Annotated in this window: 16 protein-coding genes; 10 read left to right on the plus strand and 6 right to left on the minus strand. The window is 64.1% G+C overall.

From position 1 onward, the window contains the following. Positions 1–3 precede the first annotated feature (3 nt). From PPGU16_RS34910 to PPGU16_RS34925, 4 genes are read left to right on the plus strand one after another with little or no spacing between them, the layout of a single operon-like run. Positions 4–2,424 (plus strand): penicillin acylase family protein, encoded by a 2,421-nt coding sequence (locus PPGU16_RS34910; protein WP_180725406.1) that lies wholly within the window; start codon positions 4–6, stop codon positions 2,422–2,424. After that, complete coding sequence (locus PPGU16_RS34915; RefSeq protein WP_180725407.1) at positions 2,421–3,419, plus strand: diacylglycerol/lipid kinase family protein; 999 nt, start codon at positions 2,421–2,423, stop codon at positions 3,417–3,419. The genes PPGU16_RS34910 and PPGU16_RS34915 overlap by 4 nt, the downstream gene beginning before the upstream one ends. Continuing rightward, positions 3,416–4,270, plus strand: a complete 855-nt coding sequence (locus PPGU16_RS34920) for a metallophosphoesterase family protein (RefSeq protein ID WP_180725408.1) — start codon at positions 3,416–3,418, stop codon at positions 4,268–4,270. The genes PPGU16_RS34915 and PPGU16_RS34920 overlap by 4 nt, the downstream gene beginning before the upstream one ends. Further along, positions 4,267–5,022 (plus strand): phosphatase PAP2 family protein, encoded by a 756-nt coding sequence (locus PPGU16_RS34925; RefSeq protein WP_180725409.1) that lies wholly within the window; start codon positions 4,267–4,269, stop codon positions 5,020–5,022. The genes PPGU16_RS34920 and PPGU16_RS34925 overlap by 4 nt, the downstream gene beginning before the upstream one ends. A 27-nt stretch (positions 5,023–5,049) precedes the next feature. Here the strand turns inward: PPGU16_RS34925 and PPGU16_RS34930 are convergent, their stop codons facing one another. From PPGU16_RS34930 to PPGU16_RS34940, 3 genes are all read right to left on the minus strand, one after another. After that, positions 5,050–5,997 carry a DMT family transporter gene (locus PPGU16_RS34930; protein WP_180725410.1) on the minus strand — a complete coding sequence of 316 codons (948 nt, stop codon included), beginning with the start codon at positions 5,995–5,997 and terminating at the stop codon, positions 5,050–5,052. 243 nt (positions 5,998–6,240) lie between these two features. Beyond that, positions 6,241–6,750 carry a membrane protein gene (locus PPGU16_RS34935; RefSeq protein WP_035995104.1) on the minus strand — a complete coding sequence of 170 codons (510 nt, stop codon included), beginning with the start codon at positions 6,748–6,750 and terminating at the stop codon, positions 6,241–6,243. A gap of 127 nt (positions 6,751–6,877) precedes the next feature. Continuing rightward, the gene (locus PPGU16_RS34940) at positions 6,878–7,129 is read right to left on the minus strand and encodes a hypothetical protein (RefSeq protein WP_007577028.1); all 252 of its coding nucleotides are present in this window, start codon (positions 7,127–7,129) and stop codon (positions 6,878–6,880) included. Positions 7,130–7,346: 217 nt separating this feature from the next. Here PPGU16_RS34940 and PPGU16_RS34945 point away from each other — a divergent pair, with 217 nt between their 5' ends. The 6 genes from PPGU16_RS34945 to PPGU16_RS34970 all read left to right on the plus strand — a co-directional run bounded on the left by PPGU16_RS34945 (position 7,347) and on the right by PPGU16_RS34970 (position 13,596). Continuing rightward, positions 7,347–7,832 (plus strand): adenosine-specific kinase, encoded by a 486-nt coding sequence (locus tag PPGU16_RS34945; RefSeq protein WP_180725411.1) that lies wholly within the window; start codon positions 7,347–7,349, stop codon positions 7,830–7,832. 5 nt (positions 7,833–7,837) lie between these two features. Beyond that, on the plus strand, positions 7,838–8,755 hold the full coding sequence (locus PPGU16_RS34950) for an ATP adenylyltransferase family protein (RefSeq protein ID WP_180725412.1): 918 nt from the start codon (positions 7,838–7,840) through the stop codon (positions 8,753–8,755). A gap of 112 nt (positions 8,756–8,867) precedes the next feature. Further along, positions 8,868–9,710, plus strand: a complete 843-nt coding sequence (locus PPGU16_RS34955) for an HTD2 family dehydratase (RefSeq protein WP_180725413.1) — start codon at positions 8,868–8,870, stop codon at positions 9,708–9,710. Between the two features lie 32 nt (positions 9,711–9,742). Continuing rightward, positions 9,743–10,906 (plus strand): acyl-CoA dehydrogenase family protein, encoded by a 1,164-nt coding sequence (locus PPGU16_RS34960; protein WP_180725414.1) that lies wholly within the window; start codon positions 9,743–9,745, stop codon positions 10,904–10,906. A 13-nt stretch (positions 10,907–10,919) separates the two neighbouring features. Next, positions 10,920–12,098 carry a CaiB/BaiF CoA transferase family protein gene (locus PPGU16_RS34965; RefSeq protein ID WP_180725415.1) on the plus strand — a complete coding sequence of 393 codons (1,179 nt, stop codon included), beginning with the start codon at positions 10,920–10,922 and terminating at the stop codon, positions 12,096–12,098. A gap of 103 nt (positions 12,099–12,201) precedes the next feature. Continuing rightward, on the plus strand, positions 12,202–13,596 hold the full coding sequence (locus PPGU16_RS34970) for an MFS transporter (protein ID WP_180725416.1): 1,395 nt from the start codon (positions 12,202–12,204) through the stop codon (positions 13,594–13,596). On the opposite strand, the gene PPGU16_RS34975 is transcribed toward PPGU16_RS34970, so the two are convergent. From PPGU16_RS34975 to PPGU16_RS34985, 3 genes are all read right to left on the minus strand, one after another. Then, positions 13,597–14,544, minus strand: coding sequence for a LysR substrate-binding domain-containing protein (locus PPGU16_RS34975; RefSeq protein WP_180725417.1), 948 nt, complete (start codon positions 14,542–14,544; stop codon positions 13,597–13,599). A 136-nt stretch (positions 14,545–14,680) separates the two neighbouring features. Then, a complete protein-coding gene (locus tag PPGU16_RS34980; protein WP_180725418.1) occupies positions 14,681–15,499 on the minus strand; it encodes an HpcH/HpaI aldolase/citrate lyase family protein in 819 nt (272 codons plus the stop codon). A 24-nt stretch (positions 15,500–15,523) separates the two neighbouring features. Continuing rightward, positions 15,524–16,456, minus strand: a complete 933-nt coding sequence (locus PPGU16_RS34985) for an electron transfer flavoprotein subunit alpha/FixB family protein (protein ID WP_180725419.1) — start codon at positions 16,454–16,456, stop codon at positions 15,524–15,526. Positions 16,457–16,472 lie beyond the last annotated feature (16 nt).

Below are 16,472 nucleotides of genomic sequence, written 5' to 3' on the forward strand. Positions count from 1 at the left end.
CAAGTGCAGGCAAGACACACTCTCGCGGTCATATTTGCATGTGCGGCGCTCGGCGCGCTGTCCGTTCAGACGGCGCGCGCGGACAGCGCGCCCGACGAAACGATCACGGTAGAAGGCCTGTCGCGCCCAACCGATATCCTCATCGACAAATGGGGCGTGCCGCACATCTTTGCGCAGAACGAGCACGACGCGTTCTTCGTGCAGGGCTTCAATGCCGCGCGCGACCGGATGTTCCAGATCGACTTGTGGCGTCGCCGCGGTCTCGGCGAACTCGCCGAAGTATTCGGCCCGGCCTATGTCGAACAGGACAAGGCGACGCGGCTCTTCCTGTATCGCGGCGACATGTCGGTGGAATGGCAACGCTACGGGCCCGATGCAAAGCCTGTCGCGACGCGTTTCGCAGCGGGCGTGAATGCGTATATCGACTGGCTCGCCGCGCATCCGGACCGCTTGCCGTACGAGTTTCGCAAAGTCGGCTACTGGCCCGCGAAGTGGTCCGCCGACGACGTGGTGCGCATCCGCAGTCACGGTCTCACGCGCAATCTGACGAGCGAAGTGGCGCGCGCGAAGGTCGCGTGCAAAAGCACGCTCGATGCGGATTCGATCCGCTTCGGACTGCAGCCGCAATGGCAACCTCACATGCCTGAAGGACTCGACCCTTGCCTGCCCGACGATGTCCTCAAGGTCTTCAACCTCGCCACGCAGAACGTGCGCGTGACGCGCGATTCGTTGAAGAGCGCCGATGCCGCGACCACCGTCATCGCCGCCGCCGACAATCCCGAAGAAGTGACGGAAGGCAGCAACAACTGGGTGATCGCACCGGACAAATCGGCGACGGGCCGCGCGACCATGGCGAACGATCCGCACCGCGCCTATGCCGCGCCGAGCCTGCGCTACATCCAGCAGATCAGCGCGCCGACACTCGATCTGATCGGCGGCGGCGAGCCGTCGGCGCCGGGCGTGTCGATCGGACATAACGGCGCGATCGCGTTCGGCCTCACGATCTTCAACATCGATCAGGAGGACCTGTACGTCTATGAACTGAACCCGGCGAACCCGCATGCGTATCGGTACAAGGGACGCTGGGAGCCGATGCGCATCGTGCGTGAGCAGATCGCGGTGCGCGGCGGCCCTCCCGTCACCGCCGATCTCGCGTTCACGCGGCACGGCCCCGTGATCTACACGGAAGACGCGAAGCATCGCGCGTTTGCGGTGCGCACCGCGTGGCTCGCGCCGGGTATGTCGCCTTACTTCGATTCCGTGCGCTACATGCGCGCGAAGAACTACGCTCAGTTCAGGAACGATCTGTCGACATGGGGCGCGCCGACCGTCAACCAGGTGTACGCGGACACGCATGGCGACATCGGCTGGGTGCCGAGCGGTCTTGCGCCGAAGCGTCCGAACTGGGACGGCCTGCTGCCCGTGCCGGGCGACGGACGTTATGAATGGGCCGGCTTCTGGCCGCGCGACGACATGCCGTCCGCGTTCAATCCGAAGCAAGGCTACTTCACCACGTCGAACGAAATGAATCTGCCCGACGACTATCCCTATGCAGAGCGCAAGCTCGGCTTCGAATGGACCAACGGGTCGCGCCATCAACGCATCGACGAAGTGCTGAAGGCGTCGCCGAAAGTATCGATCGAAGACAGCGAGCGTCTGCAGAACGACGACGTGTCGATTCCCGCGCGGCGGCTCGTCGCGTTGCTTGCGCCGCTGTCGTCCGACGATGCCGACACGCGCGCCGCGCTCGCGCTGCTCAAGGGCTGGGACGCGCAGATGGGTGCGAACTCGGCGCAGGCGGCGCTGGAAGAAGTGTGGCTGTCGCGTCATCTCGGCCGCGCGTTCAAGCAAGCCGTGTTGCCGAAAGCCGCCGCCGATGCGTTCGGCGCGCCCGACACGGCCGTCATGCTCGATACACTAGAACATCCCGACGCGCGCTTCGGCAACGACGCACAAGGCAAGCGCGATGCCGTCCTGTTGACGAGCCTGGGCGACGCGTATCGCGAGATGGTCCGTCTTCAAGGCGCGGACGCAAGCGCATGGCAATGGGGCAAGCTGCAGACCAACCTCAACGCGCATCCGTTCGCCGATCTCGTCGACGCCGACATGCGCGCGAAGCTCAACGTCGGACCGACGGCCAAAGGCGGCAGCGCCTACACGCCCAACCAGTCGACGTATCGCGCGAACGACTTCCGCGAGACCAACGGCCCGTCGTTTCGCGTGATCGTCGATGTCGGTAACTGGGACAACTCGCGTGCCGTGAATCTGCCCGGCGAATCGGGCGATCCCGACAGCCCGCACTATCGCGACCTCGCGCAGATGTGGCTGGACGGCGAGTATTTCCCGCTGCTCTACACGCGCGCCGCCGTCGAGCAGGCGACCGAAAAGCGCATTCACCTCGTGCCCGGCACCTCGACGCGATGACCGCCGACGCCCGCCCCTCTGCCATCCCCACGCACGGCGAAGCCCGGCAGATGGACGGGCGCGCGCCGTTCGTGATCGTGATGAACGCCGGCTCGGGCCGCAAGCAGGGCGAGACCACGGCTGCGTTGATCGCGAACGCGTTCGGCAAGGCGAACCGCGAGTACGAACTGATGCTCGTGCATGATCCGTCGCAACTGGCCGCGACGGCGCAACGCGCGGTCGAACTCGCGCAGGCTCGCAATGGCGCGGTGGTCGGCGCGGGCGGCGACGGCACGCTGTGCGCGGTCGCGCAGGCGGTGATCGGCAGCGGCTGCGCGTTCGGCGTGCTGCCGTGCGGCACGTTCAACTACTTCAGCCGCGACCACGGCATTCCCGCCGATCCCGCGCAAGCCGTCGATCTGCTGCTGACGGCGCGCGCGCATCCCGTGCAGGTCGGCTTCGTCAACGACCGCATGTTCCTCGTCAACGCGAGTCTCGGGCTGTATCCGAAGATGCTCGAGCATCGCGAGATCTACAAGCGGCAATTCGGGCGTAGCCGGCTGGTCGCGCTGTGGTCGGCGATGGCGATGCTGTTGCGGCGGCATCGCCATCTGCGTCTGCATGTCGATCACGAAGGCACGATGCAGGAAATCCGCACGTCGACGCTGTTCGTCGCCAACAACCGGCTTCAGCTCGAACAGGTCGGCGCGGCCGAAGCGCCGTTGCTGGCGCAAGGCTTGCTGGTTGCATTGGCGCCGCGCGCGATCGGCCGCATTGCGCAGATCGTGTTGTCGCTGCGCGGCGCGCTGAGCCGGATGAGCGACGCCGACAACGTGATCGGTTTTGCCTTCCGCCGCTTTACCGTGACGCATCCGTCGAAGCGGCGCAGGCGTGTCAAAATCGCCATGGATGGCGAGGTCACGCATATGCAGATGCCGCTCGAATTCCGTGTGGGCGACACGCCCCTTTATCTGCTGAAACCCGAGGCCGATGTCGCCGCCCAGAACCGCTCATGACGCTGTTGCTCCAGATCTCCGATCCGCATTTCGGCACCGAACGGCCCGACGTCGTCGAAGCCTTGCTGCAACTCGCCGCGCGCGAGCAGCCGGACCTCGCCGTGCTGTCCGGCGATATCACGCAGCGCGCGCGGCGCAGCCAGTTCGCGGCGGCGCGGGCGTTCGTCGACCGGCTGGCCGCAATGCCGACGCTCGTGATTCCTGGCAATCACGACATTCCCCTCTTCAATCTGTTCGCGCGCGTGCTGCATCCGTATGCGAATCATCGACGCGTATTTGGTGACGATCTCGAACCCGTCTTCGAATCGCGCGAACTGCTGGTGATCGGACTGAACACGACGCGCCGCTCACGGCACACGGACGGCGAAGTCTCCGCAGAACAGATCGAGCGCGCCGCGCGCCGGCTCGAACGCGCGACGCGGCTGCAACTTCGCATAGTGGTCACGCATCATCCCGTCGCGTCCGTCGCGGCAGAAGACACGCGCAACCTGCTGCATGGCCACGAACCGGCGATCCGCCGATGGGCGCAGGCGGGTGCCGATCTGATCATCGGCGGCCATATTCATTTGCCGTATGTGCTGCCGCTCGCGAGCCGCATGGACATCGCGCGCCCCGTGTGGGCCGTGCAGGCGGGCACAGCGGTATCGACGCGCATCCGTGCGCAGATTTCCAATTCGGTCAATCTGATCCGCTACGACGCGGACGAGTCGAACGGTCGCAAGGCCATCGTTGCCCGCTATGACTACGACAACAGCAACGCATTCGTGCCCGTGCTGGAACATGAACTCGATCTCGCCAGCACCGACGAAGCGCGTTCGCCCGTTTCCGTGCGCGCGGCTGGCTCGTCATGATCGAGCTTGCGAGCATCGCGGGCCGGCACGCGCTCGAACTGATGGTGGCGACGTTGCTCGTCGCGGCGTGCATCGCGTATGGCGCGTTTCGTATCGGCCGTGCACGCGTGTTGACCTTCGATGCGGGGATACGCGTCGGCGTGATCGTCATCGTCGCTGCGGCCGCGTGCTTCGCGGTGCTCACGCATGCGCTGTTGACCGGTCCCGCGTTGACCCGCTTCGACCTCGCATTCGCGCTCGATCTCGGCGCTAGCGTGTCGCGCGAAGTCAAACATGTGTTCGCTGTTGCGACGCATCTCGGCGATCCCAAGGTGCTGGCCGTCTGCTGCACAGTGGGCGTCATTGCCCTGCTGTCCACGCGGCATCTTCTGCTCGCCTGCACGCTCGCCGCGGCGTCGGGCGGCAACGGCCTGTTGAACATGACGCTCAAGCAACTGATCCGCCGCGCGCGGCCCGACTACGACACCGCGTTCGCGTCCGTGCATAGCTGGAGTTTTCCGAGCGGCCATACGTCCGGCTCGCTCGCGACTTATGGCGCGATCGCGTATGTGCTCGTGCGGACGCTGCCCGCGCGCTGGCAGTTGCCCGCCGTACTCGGCGCGGTGGCGATAGCCGGGATGATTGCGTGGAGCCGGTTGATCATCGGCGTGCATTACGCCAGCGATGTGCTGGCGGGCGCGATGTCGTCGACAGCATGGCTCACGCTCTGTGTGCTGGTGGCTGAATGGTTGCGTCGACGCGCTATCGGCTGAAACTTCTGTCAACGGCGTGCTTCACGTTCACGCCGAACCCACTTTCCCATCGCGCCGTTGCCGCGCGAACACGAATTTCAGCCACTCGCGTCCATTGACGACCAGCATGCCCGCCAGCACGAGCGCCGCGCCCGCGAGAAAGGTCGGATCGAGCCGTTCATGCAGCAGCAGTGCGCCGAGCGCGACGCCGAACATCGGCGCCATGAACGACAGCACGCCGAGCCGCGACGCAAGATAGATTCTCAGCAGATAAAACCACGCAACGTAACTGAAGAAGCAGACGACGAAGGCCTGAAACCCGAGGCTCGCCCACACCAGCGTGTTGCCATGAAACGTGGACTGGCCGGTCAACAGCGCGAACGGCAGCAACACGACGAAGGCCCACACCAGCTGATAGAACAGCGTCTGCGTGGCGGGCGCTTCGCTCAGGCGCGACGCGCGTACGGCGACGGTTGTCAGGCCCCACACGGCGCCCGCGCAAATGCCCAGCAGGTCGCCCAGCATCCAGTTCGGCGCCGACGGCCCTGCGCCGCCTCCCGCGCCCGGCCCGACAAAAGTAATCACGATCCCGACAAAGGCGAACGCGATGCCCGTCCACTGCATGCGCGTCAGACGTTCGGAGGGCAGCACGATCTGCAGACCGACTGCCGCGAACATCGGCGCGGTGTAGAGGAACACGGCCATGTGGGACGCCGTGGTCAGTCGCAGCCCTTCAGCGACGAACAGAAACTCGGCGGCAAACAGCACGCCGACCAGCGATCCTGGCCCGAGCGCGACGCCCTTGAGCCATGTGTCGCGCACGATCAGCCGGCCGAACACCCACACCAGCACGGCGGCGACGCCGGAGCGTAGCGATACCTGAAGCATCGGCGAAACGTCGGCAGCGATCGCTTTCATGGCCGCCTGTTGGAGTCCCCATATCAGGCACAGCATCACCATGCTTGAAACGGCGAGGCCGTCCAGAGTTTTTCTCATTGATATTCGTCAGCGGGTCTTGCGCGAACGCGCGCACGTGAAGTCGCCGCGCGTGGTTGGCGTGAATAGATACAGCGCGGCGGGTCCGGCCGACTGACAGTGCGTGGGCGGCAGTGGCATGCCGTCACGACGAATCCTATTGAGCCGGTTAGCGGATCGTTTCCCGCGCGTAAGGCATTCGATTGTCAACCATTTGCACGGCCTTGTCGACTCGCTGCCGGCGCGGGAAAGACGCGTCGAGCCCTACGGAAAGATCGGCGAAGCGGGCTCCGCGCCTTCGAGATCGGCTCGCGGCACATGCTGCGCGATCAATTGCTCGATTTCATGCTCGCGCGATCCGGGCACGTCCGCCATGATCAGCAACTGGCCGTCGCGTATCGCATCGCGAAAGCGTTCGAGTTGCGTGTTCGGCTCGTTGACACCGATCATCGTGGCCGTCCACGCGCCGAAACCTGCGCCTGCCACGGTCAGCATGACGACCGCGCCGCCCGCGATGGCCAGTTCCGCAGGCGGATAGACCAGCGCGACGAGGCCAAGCAGCGCGCCCGTCACGCCGCCGAGCGCCACACCGCGTTCCAGCGAATGCACGACGTCGCTGCTTTGCAGCAAAGAGGCTTGGGGCAATTCTTCGAGTGTGACGCTGTGATTCGCGAGCACGTGGATGTGCCGCCAGGTGATGCGCGCGCGCAGCAGGTCGTCCACGATCGCTTTCGCGGTCAGCGTGTCAGGGGCAATGAAATAAAGGCGTCTCATATCGGCTCTCCGTCGAATGGCGGCATCCGCAACGGGATGCAACGGGGCGATACGTCTAATCCTACGCCTGAATGGGCCGTTCAGCGGGCCGCAACCACATGCTAGTCAGCATGCTGCACTGCGGCACCTAGCCATGTCCCGTCACGAACTTCTTCGTTGCGTGATAACCGTGCTTGGTCGCGTCGGCAACGGCATGGCCTGCCGCTTTCGCGCCGTGTCCGACGGCATGCACTCCGTTGCGAACGGCGTGCCCGGTCTCCCGGCCAGCCGTCTTCGCGTCGGTCTTGAACTGGTGAGCGCCGCTCGCGAGGCTCGCGTGCGCCAGCGGGCTGACCACGGCCAGCATGGCCACGATGATGGAAATTCTGGGCGTTTTCATGACCCCGATTTTCCCATATTGGCTGGGCGCGTACCTGAGCCAGGCCGGTAAGCATCGTGTCGATTTTGTATCGCGATGTTTCCGCACCCTGCTTTCGAGCAATCAGACAATCGCCTTACATTGCGCACGCTTTCGCTCGCGCGCGCTTACGTCTAGGCTAGAACAAGCTCGATACGCATCTATCACGGTGTTCTGCCGCAACGGAGCGAGGCCCGCCATGCAATTGTCCGCCGTCACCGTCGTCAAGCCCGAAACGACCAACTTCATTCTCGGGCAATCCCACTTCATCAAGACCGTCGAGGATATCCACGAGACGTTGGCCGGCGCCGTACCCGGCATCAAGTTCGGACTCGCATTCTGCGAAGCGTCGGGCAAGCGGCTCGTACGCCGCTCCGGCACCGACGATACGCTCGTCGAAATGGCCAGCCAGAACGCGCTGAACGTCGCGGCGGGCCACAGCTTCTTCGTGTTTCTCGGCGACGGCTTTTTCCCCGTCAACGTGCTGAATGCGCTGAAGACCGTGCCCGAGGTTTGCCGCATCTTCTGCGCAACGGCGAATCCCGTCGAAGTGCTGGTGGCGGAAACGGATCAGGGCCGGGGCATCGTCGGCGTGATAGACGGGTTCTCGCCGCTCGGTGTCGAAGGCGCGGAAGACGTGCAATGGCGCAAAGACCTGTTGCGCACGATCGGCTACAAACTTTGAGCCGCATGGAACATCGACGCCTCGCGCCTGGCACACTGTGGGCCGCCATCGAGCGGCAGACCGCGCACGCGCTGCGCTGCGGCGCGCTGCAGCCTATCGATACCGTTCAGGCCGTGATCGAAAGCGGCGTTGTGCGCTTCGTCGTGCGGCAGGTGTCGAGCCTCACGCGCAAGGAACAGCAGCGCCGGCAAGCGCGCAAGCTGCAGACGCAGAAAGGGCCCGTCGCGAATCCGTTCCTTCCCTACGAGCCCGACCTGTTCGTCGCCGATATCTCCGACACGCATCTGGCCTTGCTCAACAAGTTCAACGTCATCGATCATCATCTGCTGATCGTCACGCGCGATTTTCAGCGGCAGGAAGCGCTGCTCGATCATGCGGACTTCGACGCGTTGATGGCCTGCATGGCCGAGTTCGACGGCATCGGCTTTTACAATGGCGGCCCCGAGGCGGGCGCCAGTCAGCCGCACAAGCATCTGCAGATCGTGCCGCTGCCGCTCGGCGATACCGCGCCGTCCGTGCCCGTCGAGCCGCTGCTGGCAGAAGCCGTCGCCAATGGCCCCGCGATGCGCGTGCCGGGTCTGCCGTTTCGTCACGCATTCGCGCGTATCGCACTGGACCATGCGACACCCGCCGATGCCGCAAACATGGCGCTCGCCTGCTACCGTGCGCTGCTCGACGCAGTGGGCATCGGCGCGATCGGGATCGATGGCGTTCCATGTCAATCGTCACCCTACAACCTGCTCGTCACGCGCCAATGGATGCTGCTCGTTCCCAGATCGGCGGAACACGTGGAGGGGGTGTCGGTGAATGCGCTGGGGTTCGCCGGTTCGCTGTTCGTGCGTGACGCAGCGCACATGGCGCTGATCGAGCGGCTCGGCCCGATGACCGTGCTGCAACGCGCCTGCTTGCCCTGGCCGCAATAGGATCGCCCTATGACTGGCACATGAAACTGGTATTTCCGTGCCATCGGGGCTTCGCCTAACCTCTCCGTATCGAGAACAAACGCGCTGGCGCTAGCTGGCGACGGAGACAGGCATGAACCAGCAGTCCGCTGCATCCGATGCGCAAACCGTCATCGCCGCCGACATCGTCGTGCCCACGTCGGCCGTCGCGCTGGGCGCCACCCTCGACTACGACTCGCCGCCGCTTCCCGGCGACGCCCTACCGCTTCTCTGGCACTGGATCTTCTTCCGCCCGACCGTCGCGCAGGCGCAGATCGGCGACGACGGCCATCCGCGTAAAGGCGGTTTTCTTCCCGACCTCGGCTTGCCGCGCCGCATGTGGGCGGGCGGCCGCCTGCGCTTTCACGCGCCGGTGACAGTCGGCAGCGCGATCACCCGCGAATCGTCGATCCTGAACGTCAGCGAGAAGCAAGGCCGCACCGGCAAGCTCGGCTTCGTCACCGTGAATCACCGCGTCTATTGCGAAGGCACGTTCGCCATCGACGAAGAACAGGACATCGTCTACCGCGAACCGGCCGCGCCCGGCACGCCCACTCCCGCGCCGACAGCCGCGCCCGATGCCGCGCACTGGCACCGTCAGATCGTCCCCGATGAAGTGCTGATGTTCCGCTACTCGGCGCTGACCTTCAACGGCCACCGCATTCACTACGACAAGCCTTACGCGACGCAGGTGGAAGGCTATCCGAATCTCGTCGTGCATGGACCGCTGATCGCGACGCTGCTGATGGATCTGCTGCGCAGGCAATGTCCTGGCGCAACGGTGCTCGACTTCTCTTACAAGGCGATGCGGCCGAGCTTCATGGGCAACGCCCTTCATCTGTGCGGCCAGCCGTCTGCGGACGGCAAGACGGTCGAACTGTGGTCGAAGGACCACGAAGGCTGGCTGACCATGACGGCACGCGCCACGCTCGCCTGACTCCGCAATCCGCAACCGCATACGACTCGACCATGATCCATACCGTCACCGATCCGTTTCAGGACATCCGCGAAGCTGTTCGCGACCTCTGCCAGCAATTTCCCGCCGAGTACTTCCGCAAGGTCGATGAAGAACGCGGCTATCCCGAAGCCTTCGTCGACGCGCTCACCAAAGCAGGCTGGCTCGCCGCGCTGATCCCGCAAGAATATGGCGGCTCGGGCCTGGGTCTCACGGAAGCGTCCGTCATCATGGAAGAGATCAACCGCTCGGGCGGCAACTCGGGCGCGTGTCACGGGCAGATGTACAACATGGGCACGCTGCTGCGCCACGGATCGGCGGAACAGAAACGGCTGTATCTGCCGAAGATCGCGAGCGGCGAACTGCGCCTGCAATCGATGGGCGTCACCGAGCCGACCACGGGCACCGACACGACGAAGATCAAGACGACGGCCGTGCGCAAGGGCGATCGCTACGTCGTCAACGGGCAGAAGGTGTGGATCTCGCGCGTCCAGCATTCCGATCTGATGATCCTGCTCGCCCGCACCACGCCGCTCGCCGACGTGACGAAGAAAAGCGAAGGCATGTCGATTTTCATCGTCGATCTGCGCGAGGCCATTGGCCACGGCATGACGGTTCGTCCGATTCCGAACATGGTCAATCACGAGACCAATGAACTGTTCTTCGACAACCTCGAAATCCCTGCTGAAAACCTGATCGGCGAGGAAGGCATGGGCTTCAAGTACATCCTCGATGGACTGAATGCCGAGCGCACGCTGATCGCGGCCGAATGTATCGGCGACGGCTACTGGTTCATCGACAAGGTCTCGCAGTACGTGAAAGACCGCGTCGTGTTCGGCCGCCCGATCGGCCAGAACCAGGGCGTGCAGTTCCCGATCGCGCGCTCGTACATCAATGTCGAAGCGGCGAACCTGATGCGCTTCGAGGCCGCGCGCCGCTTCGACGCGCACGAGCCGTGCGGCGCGCAGGCCAACATGGCCAAGCTGCTCGCCGCCGATGCGTCATGGGAAGCGGCCAACGCCTGCCTGCAGTTTCATGGCGGCTTCGGCTTCGCAGCCGAGTACGACATCGAGCGCAAGTTCCGCGAGACGCGTCTCTATCAGGTTGCGCCCATCTCGACGAACCTGATCCTGTCGTACGTCGCCGAGCATATCCTCGGTCTGCCGCGTTCCTTCTGAGAGCGAGTCGATCATGCGTCCGCTTCAAGGCATCAAGGTCGTCACGTTCGAACATGCGATCGCCGCGCCCTTCTGCACCCGTCAGCTCGCCGATCTCGGCGCACGTGTCATCAAGATCGAGCGCCCAGGCGCAGGCGACTTCGCGCGCGGCTACGACGAGCGCGTGTCGGGCCTCGCGTCGCATTTCGTGTGGACGAACCGCTCGAAGGAAAGCATCACGCTCGATGTCAAGCAGCCGCAGGCGCTCGACATCGTGCACAAGCTGCTCGCCGATGCCGATGTGTTCGTGCAGAACCTCGCGCCGGGCGCCACACAGCGCCTCGGCTTCGATTACGCGACGCTGAGCGTGAAGTATCCGAAGCTGATTGTCTGCGATATTTCGGGTTATGGACTGGACGGTCCCTTTCGCGACAAGAAAGCCTATGACCTGCTGATCCAGAGCGAATCGGGCTTTCTGAGCATCACGGGTTCGGACGGCGAGCCGGCGAAAGCGGGCTGCTCGATCGCGGATATCGCGGCGGGCATGTACGGCTATACCAACATTCTCGCCGCGCTGCTCGAGCGCGCACAGACAGGACGCGGCAAGCATATCGACGTGTCGATGCTCGAAAGCATGGTCGAGTGGATGAGCTATCCGCTCTACTACTCGATCGACGGACAGACGCCGCCACGTCAGGCGGGCGCCTCTCACGCGACCATCTTCCCGTATGGACCGTTCGTCGCCGGAGACGGCAAGACGGTGATGCTCGGCCTGCAAAACGAGCGCGAATGGAAGAACTTCTGCGAGACGGTGATCGAGCGTCCCGAACTGCTCACGGACGAGCGCTTCGCGGCGAACAGTGGCCGCGCGAAGCATCGCGAGGAACTGACGCGCGTCATCGTCGAGGCGTTTTCCGCGTGGACAGCGGCGCAAGTGATCGAGCGCCTGGAGAAGGCCAGCATCGCGAACGCGCGGATGAACGACATGCACGACGTCTGGAACCACGAACAGTTGCAGGCCCGGCAACGCTGGACGCAGGTCCAGACGGCGGCGGGCGAGATCCCCGCGCTCTATCCGCCGGGCATGTCCGCAGAAGACGAGCCCCGCATGGACGCCGTTCCCGCGCTCGGCGCGCATACGGACGCGATCTTGCGTGAACTGGGCTATAGCGCAGCGGAGGTGGACGCGTTGCGCGCTGTTAAGGCCGTGTAGTCATTCGACAACCAGATACGCCGGGCAATCACTTCAAAACAATCAAGCCCGCCTCGCCTTTGCTTCGTCTGTGGCAAGGCAACCAAACCAGGAGACACAAACCATGTCAGTCAACGCCGCCGGTCGACTGGACCGTCTGCCCATTTGCAGTTTCCACTGGAAGATACTCGGCCTGATCGCCGGTGGCGCGTTTCTCGACGCGTTCGATATCTATCTCGCCAACGGCTCCGTCGCCGCCATGGTGAAGGAAGGCTTCACCGATCTCCAGCATGGCGCGATGTTCGTCTCGGCGACTTTCGTCGGCATGATGATCGGCGCGTATGCGGCGGGCCATATCGGCGACCGGCTCGGACGACGCTATTCGTATCAGCTGAACCTCGGCATCTTCGGGATCGCTTCGATTGCCGCCTGCTTCGCGCCGAACATCGAATGGCTGATCGTGCTGCGCTTCATCATGGGCGTGGGGCTCGGCGCCGAACTGGTGGTCGCGGCGGGCACGCTCGCCGAGTTCGTGCCGCCCGCGACGCGCGGCAAGTGGGTATCGCTGCTTGCAATCATCATCAACAGCGGGCTGTTCGCGGCGCTCGCGGCAGGCTACTGGATCATCCCGAACCTGGGCTGGCGCTATATGTTCGCCATTGCAGGCGTCGGCGCGCTGATCGTATGGTTCCTGCGTCACCGGATGCCCGAATCGCCGCGCTGGCTCGAATCGACGGGACAACTCGACGAAGCGGAAGCAACGCTCGCCGCGATCGAGCGCGAAGTCGAAGCGCGTGTCGGCACGCTGCCGCCCGTCCAACGCGTGGTCAATCTGAACGTGGGCGCGGTGCCGCTGAGCGCGCTGTTCGCGCCCGGCATGCGCGGGCGCACCTGCGTCGCGGCGCTCACGGCGATTGCCGTCAATATCGGGCTATACGGATTCATCGCGTGGCTGCCGACCTTCTTCGTCAGCGAAGGCCTGTCGATCGTCAAGTCGCTCGGCTTCGTGATGCTGATGTCGATCGGCTCGCCCGTCGGCGGCCTGGTCGGTTACCTGATCGCGGATCGGATCGGCCGTGCGAAAGGCATCGTGCTCGCCGCGCTTGTGAGCATCGTGCTGGGGTGGATCTATGTGACGTTGCGTGAGCCTGCGCAGATCATCGTCGTCGGCTTCTGTCTTGTGACGACGATCTATACGATCACCACGCTCGGGCTGTTCGGCTACATCCCCGAACTGTTTCCGACGGAAGTGCGACTGCGCGGCACCGGCGTCGCGGGAACCTGCGGACGCGCTGCGTCGATTGCGACGCCGTATCTGGCGCTGCTGCTGTATCAGCGCGTGGGTGTGTCCGGCGTGATTGCAATGGTCAGCGTGATCTTTGCGGTGCTATGCGTTGCGATCTGCATCCTTCGCGTCGAGACCAGCCGGCATGCGCTCGAAGATGTCGCGCCGGGAACCAGCGATGCCACCTCTACCGCCCGTAACCGCGACGCAGCGCACGCGGCGGAACACGCTTGATCAGCCGGGCGTGACCTGCTTTCGCAGCGTCACGCCCTGCCATGTTTCCCGTTCGACCAGTTCCGCGATCAGTTCGATGAGCATTTGCCTCACGGCGACCGTCGCCGAATGCATCGGCACGCCGTTCGGCCAGCAGATGCTGGCAGGACGGCGAATGACGGGATCGACGATCTTGCGCATCTTCGGCATGCGGGTGTGATCGAGTTGCGCGAGCGCCGACGACGGCAAAATCGTGCATGCGCGGCCCGAATGGGCGATCAGCAGCATCGACGGCAACGAATCGATATCGGCGATGATGTTCAGTTCGACCTTCTCGCTAGAAAAAGTCCGCTCGATCAGAAGCCGCAAGCCATTCGACACACCCGGCGCAACCAGCTTGACGCCCGCGAGTTTCGCGAGCGGACACGTGGTGGAACGCGGCGAGACCGCGCCGCCCGGTTCGCCGAGCAGATAGAGCGTCTCGTCGAGCACGGGCAACGCGGAAATGCCGGGCGTATCGGACTCGCGAAACAGGATGGCGAGGTCCAGTCTGCCGTTGGCGAGCAACTCGTTGAGATAGCCGCTCATGCTCTCGAAGAACTGCAGACGGATGCCCGGATAGCGGTCCTGGATGCGCTCGAACAGCGGCACGGCGAGCACCGATGCCATCGTCGTCGGCAGGCCGACTGCCACCGTGCCCGACTCGCTGCCCGCGCCTTTCGTCACTTCCTGCTTGAGTTGCTCCATCTGCCGCAGCACGAGCCGCGCATGACGATAGAGGGCATCGCCTTCAGCCGTCGGCGTCACGCCATGATTGCTGCGCAATAGCAGCGACACGCCGAGTTCTTCTTCGAGACGCGCCATCTGCTGACTCAACGAAGGTTGCGCGACAAAGAGCTTTTCCGCCGCTTTGCCAAGACTGCCGTAATCGACGATGCTGACAAAGTAGCGGAGCTGGCGAACGTCCATGAGCGGTTGATGGTGTGAGCAGTTATGCGATGAGCGCTGATTGTCGATACGTGTTGGGGCGCTCGGGCTGGGAGCCCATTTTATACTGCTGCCTGCTCGATGGACGTGGGATGCGTGCTCAGTGCGCGCTGAGCGTTCAGGTGCCGCTCGCGTCGAGTATGCCTTGCGCGCGAAGAATGACGGGCCGGTCGACCATCTTCCCGTCCACCGCCACCGCCGCGCCGTTCGCGCGCTCGAATGCTTCGAGCACGCGCTTCGCCCATGCGATTTCCGCTTCACCCGGTGCGAAGCAGCCGTTGACGGTCGACACCTGCTTGGGATGAATGCAGAGCTTGCCCGCGAATCCCCAGCGCTTTGCCCGGGTGGTTTCGGTTTCGAGTGTTTGCGTATCGTCGATGGCGGGCGTCACGCCGTCGATGGGCGCACGAATCTCCGCGACGCGAGAAATCATCACGAGCTTCGCGCGAAACGTATCGAGTTCGTCGCCATCGGAGGCCATGCCCATGTCGGCGCAAAAGTCGAGCGTGCCGAACATCAGTTGATGCACGAACGGCGCCCTCGCGACTTCGAGCGCGTTCCACATGCCCTTCGCGCTTTCGATCAATGGAAAGACGGGCATCGTGCTTCGGGTTCGCGAGACTAGCGCGGTGACATCCGCTGCGCGCTCCGCTTTCGGCAATATGATGCCCGCGACGCCGCGCAGTTTGCCGAGTGCGGCATCCTGCTCGAACCATGGCGTGCCGACTGCGTTCACGCGGATCAGCACCGGGCGCTCCGGCGAGAGCCATTCGGCTACGGCCTGTCTGGCGTGGTCTTTGTCGCCGGGCGCGACAGCGTCTTCGAGATCGACGATAACGGCGTCCGCGCCGCTCTTCAAAGCCTTCTCGAAGCGTTCCGGACGCGTGCCCGGAACGAACAGAAACGAGCGATGCGGACGATTAACAGGCTGCGACATCTCGACTCCCCACAAGTGTGTTCGTCACAATGCGCCCGTCAGTTCCGGCACGACGGTGAACAGATCGCCGACGAGGCCATAATCCGCGACGCTGAAAATCGGCGCTTCTTCGTCCTTGTTGATCGCGACGATGACCTTCGAGTCCTTCATGCCCGCCAGATGCTGGATCGCGCCCGAGATGCCGACCGCGATGTACAACTGCGGCGCGACGATCTTGCCGGTTTGTCCGACCTGATAGTCGTTCGGGACGTAGCCAGCATCGACGGCTGCACGTGAGGCGCCCAACGCGGCCTGCAGCTTGTCTGCCAATGGCTCCAGCACCTTCGTGTAGTGCTCGCCACTTCCGAGGCCACGACCGCCCGACACGATGATGCTCGCGCTCGTCAGTTCCGGACGATCCAGCTTCGTGACTTCACGGCTCACGAACTGCGAGATGCCTGCGTCTGCCGCTGCGTCGATCTTCTCGATGGACCCGCTGCCGCCTTCCGCTGCTGCCTGATCGAAGCCTGTTGCGCGCACCGTAATGACTTTGATCGTGTCTTGCGATTGCACCGTGGCGATGGCGTTGCCCGCGTAGATCGGGCGCTCGAATGTGTCGGCGCTGACCACAGCCGTGATCTCGCTGATCTGCGCGACGTCGAGCTTCGCCGCAAGACGCGGCGCGATGTTCTTGCCGTAAGCCGTAGCGGGCGCGAGGATGTGCGAGTAGTCCTTCGCGACATTCAGCACCGTCGCCTCGATGTTTTCCGCGAGGCCTGCTGCCAGTTGCGGTGCGTCGGCGAGCAGCACCTTCGACACGCCTGCCACCTTCGCCGCCGCGTCAGCCGCACCTTGCGCGTTATGGCCTGCCACCAGCACGTGAATGTCGCCACCCATCCTCTGCGCGGCAGCAACTGTGTTCAGCGTCGCTGCCTTCAGCGCGACGTGGTCGTGTTCAGCAATTACCAGAATCGTCATGTTCTTTTCCTGTACC

Source organism: Paraburkholderia largidicola (assembly GCF_013426895.1).
GTDB lineage: Bacteria > Pseudomonadota > Gammaproteobacteria > Burkholderiales > Burkholderiaceae > Paraburkholderia > Paraburkholderia largidicola.

Bases quoted from the DNA above. Each gene is read 5' to 3' on its own strand.
- PPGU16_RS34915 (WP_180725407.1), top strand. From the start codon at position 2,421: ATGACCGCCGACGCCCGCCCCTCTGCCATCCCCACGCACGGCGAAGCC.
- PPGU16_RS34920 (WP_180725408.1), top strand. From the start codon at position 3,416: ATGACGCTGTTGCTCCAGATCTCCGATCCGCATTTCGGCACCGAACGG.
- PPGU16_RS34925 (WP_180725409.1), top strand. From the start codon at position 4,267: ATGATCGAGCTTGCGAGCATCGCGGGCCGGCACGCGCTCGAACTGATG.
- PPGU16_RS34930 (WP_180725410.1), bottom strand. From the start codon at position 5,997: ATGAGAAAAACTCTGGACGGCCTCGCCGTTTCAAGCATGGTGATGCTG.
- PPGU16_RS34935 (WP_035995104.1), bottom strand. From the start codon at position 6,750: ATGAGACGCCTTTATTTCATTGCCCCTGACACGCTGACCGCGAAAGCG.
- PPGU16_RS34940 (WP_007577028.1), bottom strand. From the start codon at position 7,129: ATGAAAACGCCCAGAATTTCCATCATCGTGGCCATGCTGGCCGTGGTC.
- PPGU16_RS34945 (WP_180725411.1), top strand. From the start codon at position 7,347: ATGCAATTGTCCGCCGTCACCGTCGTCAAGCCCGAAACGACCAACTTC.
- PPGU16_RS34950 (WP_180725412.1), top strand. From the start codon at position 7,838: ATGGAACATCGACGCCTCGCGCCTGGCACACTGTGGGCCGCCATCGAG.
- PPGU16_RS34955 (WP_180725413.1), top strand. From the start codon at position 8,868: ATGAACCAGCAGTCCGCTGCATCCGATGCGCAAACCGTCATCGCCGCC.
- PPGU16_RS34960 (WP_180725414.1), top strand. From the start codon at position 9,743: ATGATCCATACCGTCACCGATCCGTTTCAGGACATCCGCGAAGCTGTT.
- PPGU16_RS34965 (WP_180725415.1), top strand. From the start codon at position 10,920: ATGCGTCCGCTTCAAGGCATCAAGGTCGTCACGTTCGAACATGCGATC.
- PPGU16_RS34970 (WP_180725416.1), top strand. From the start codon at position 12,202: ATGTCAGTCAACGCCGCCGGTCGACTGGACCGTCTGCCCATTTGCAGT.
- PPGU16_RS34975 (WP_180725417.1), bottom strand. From the start codon at position 14,544: ATGGACGTTCGCCAGCTCCGCTACTTTGTCAGCATCGTCGATTACGGC.
- PPGU16_RS34980 (WP_180725418.1), bottom strand. From the start codon at position 15,499: ATGTCGCAGCCTGTTAATCGTCCGCATCGCTCGTTTCTGTTCGTTCCG.
- PPGU16_RS34985 (WP_180725419.1), bottom strand. From the start codon at position 16,456: ATGACGATTCTGGTAATTGCTGAACACGACCACGTCGCGCTGAAGGCA.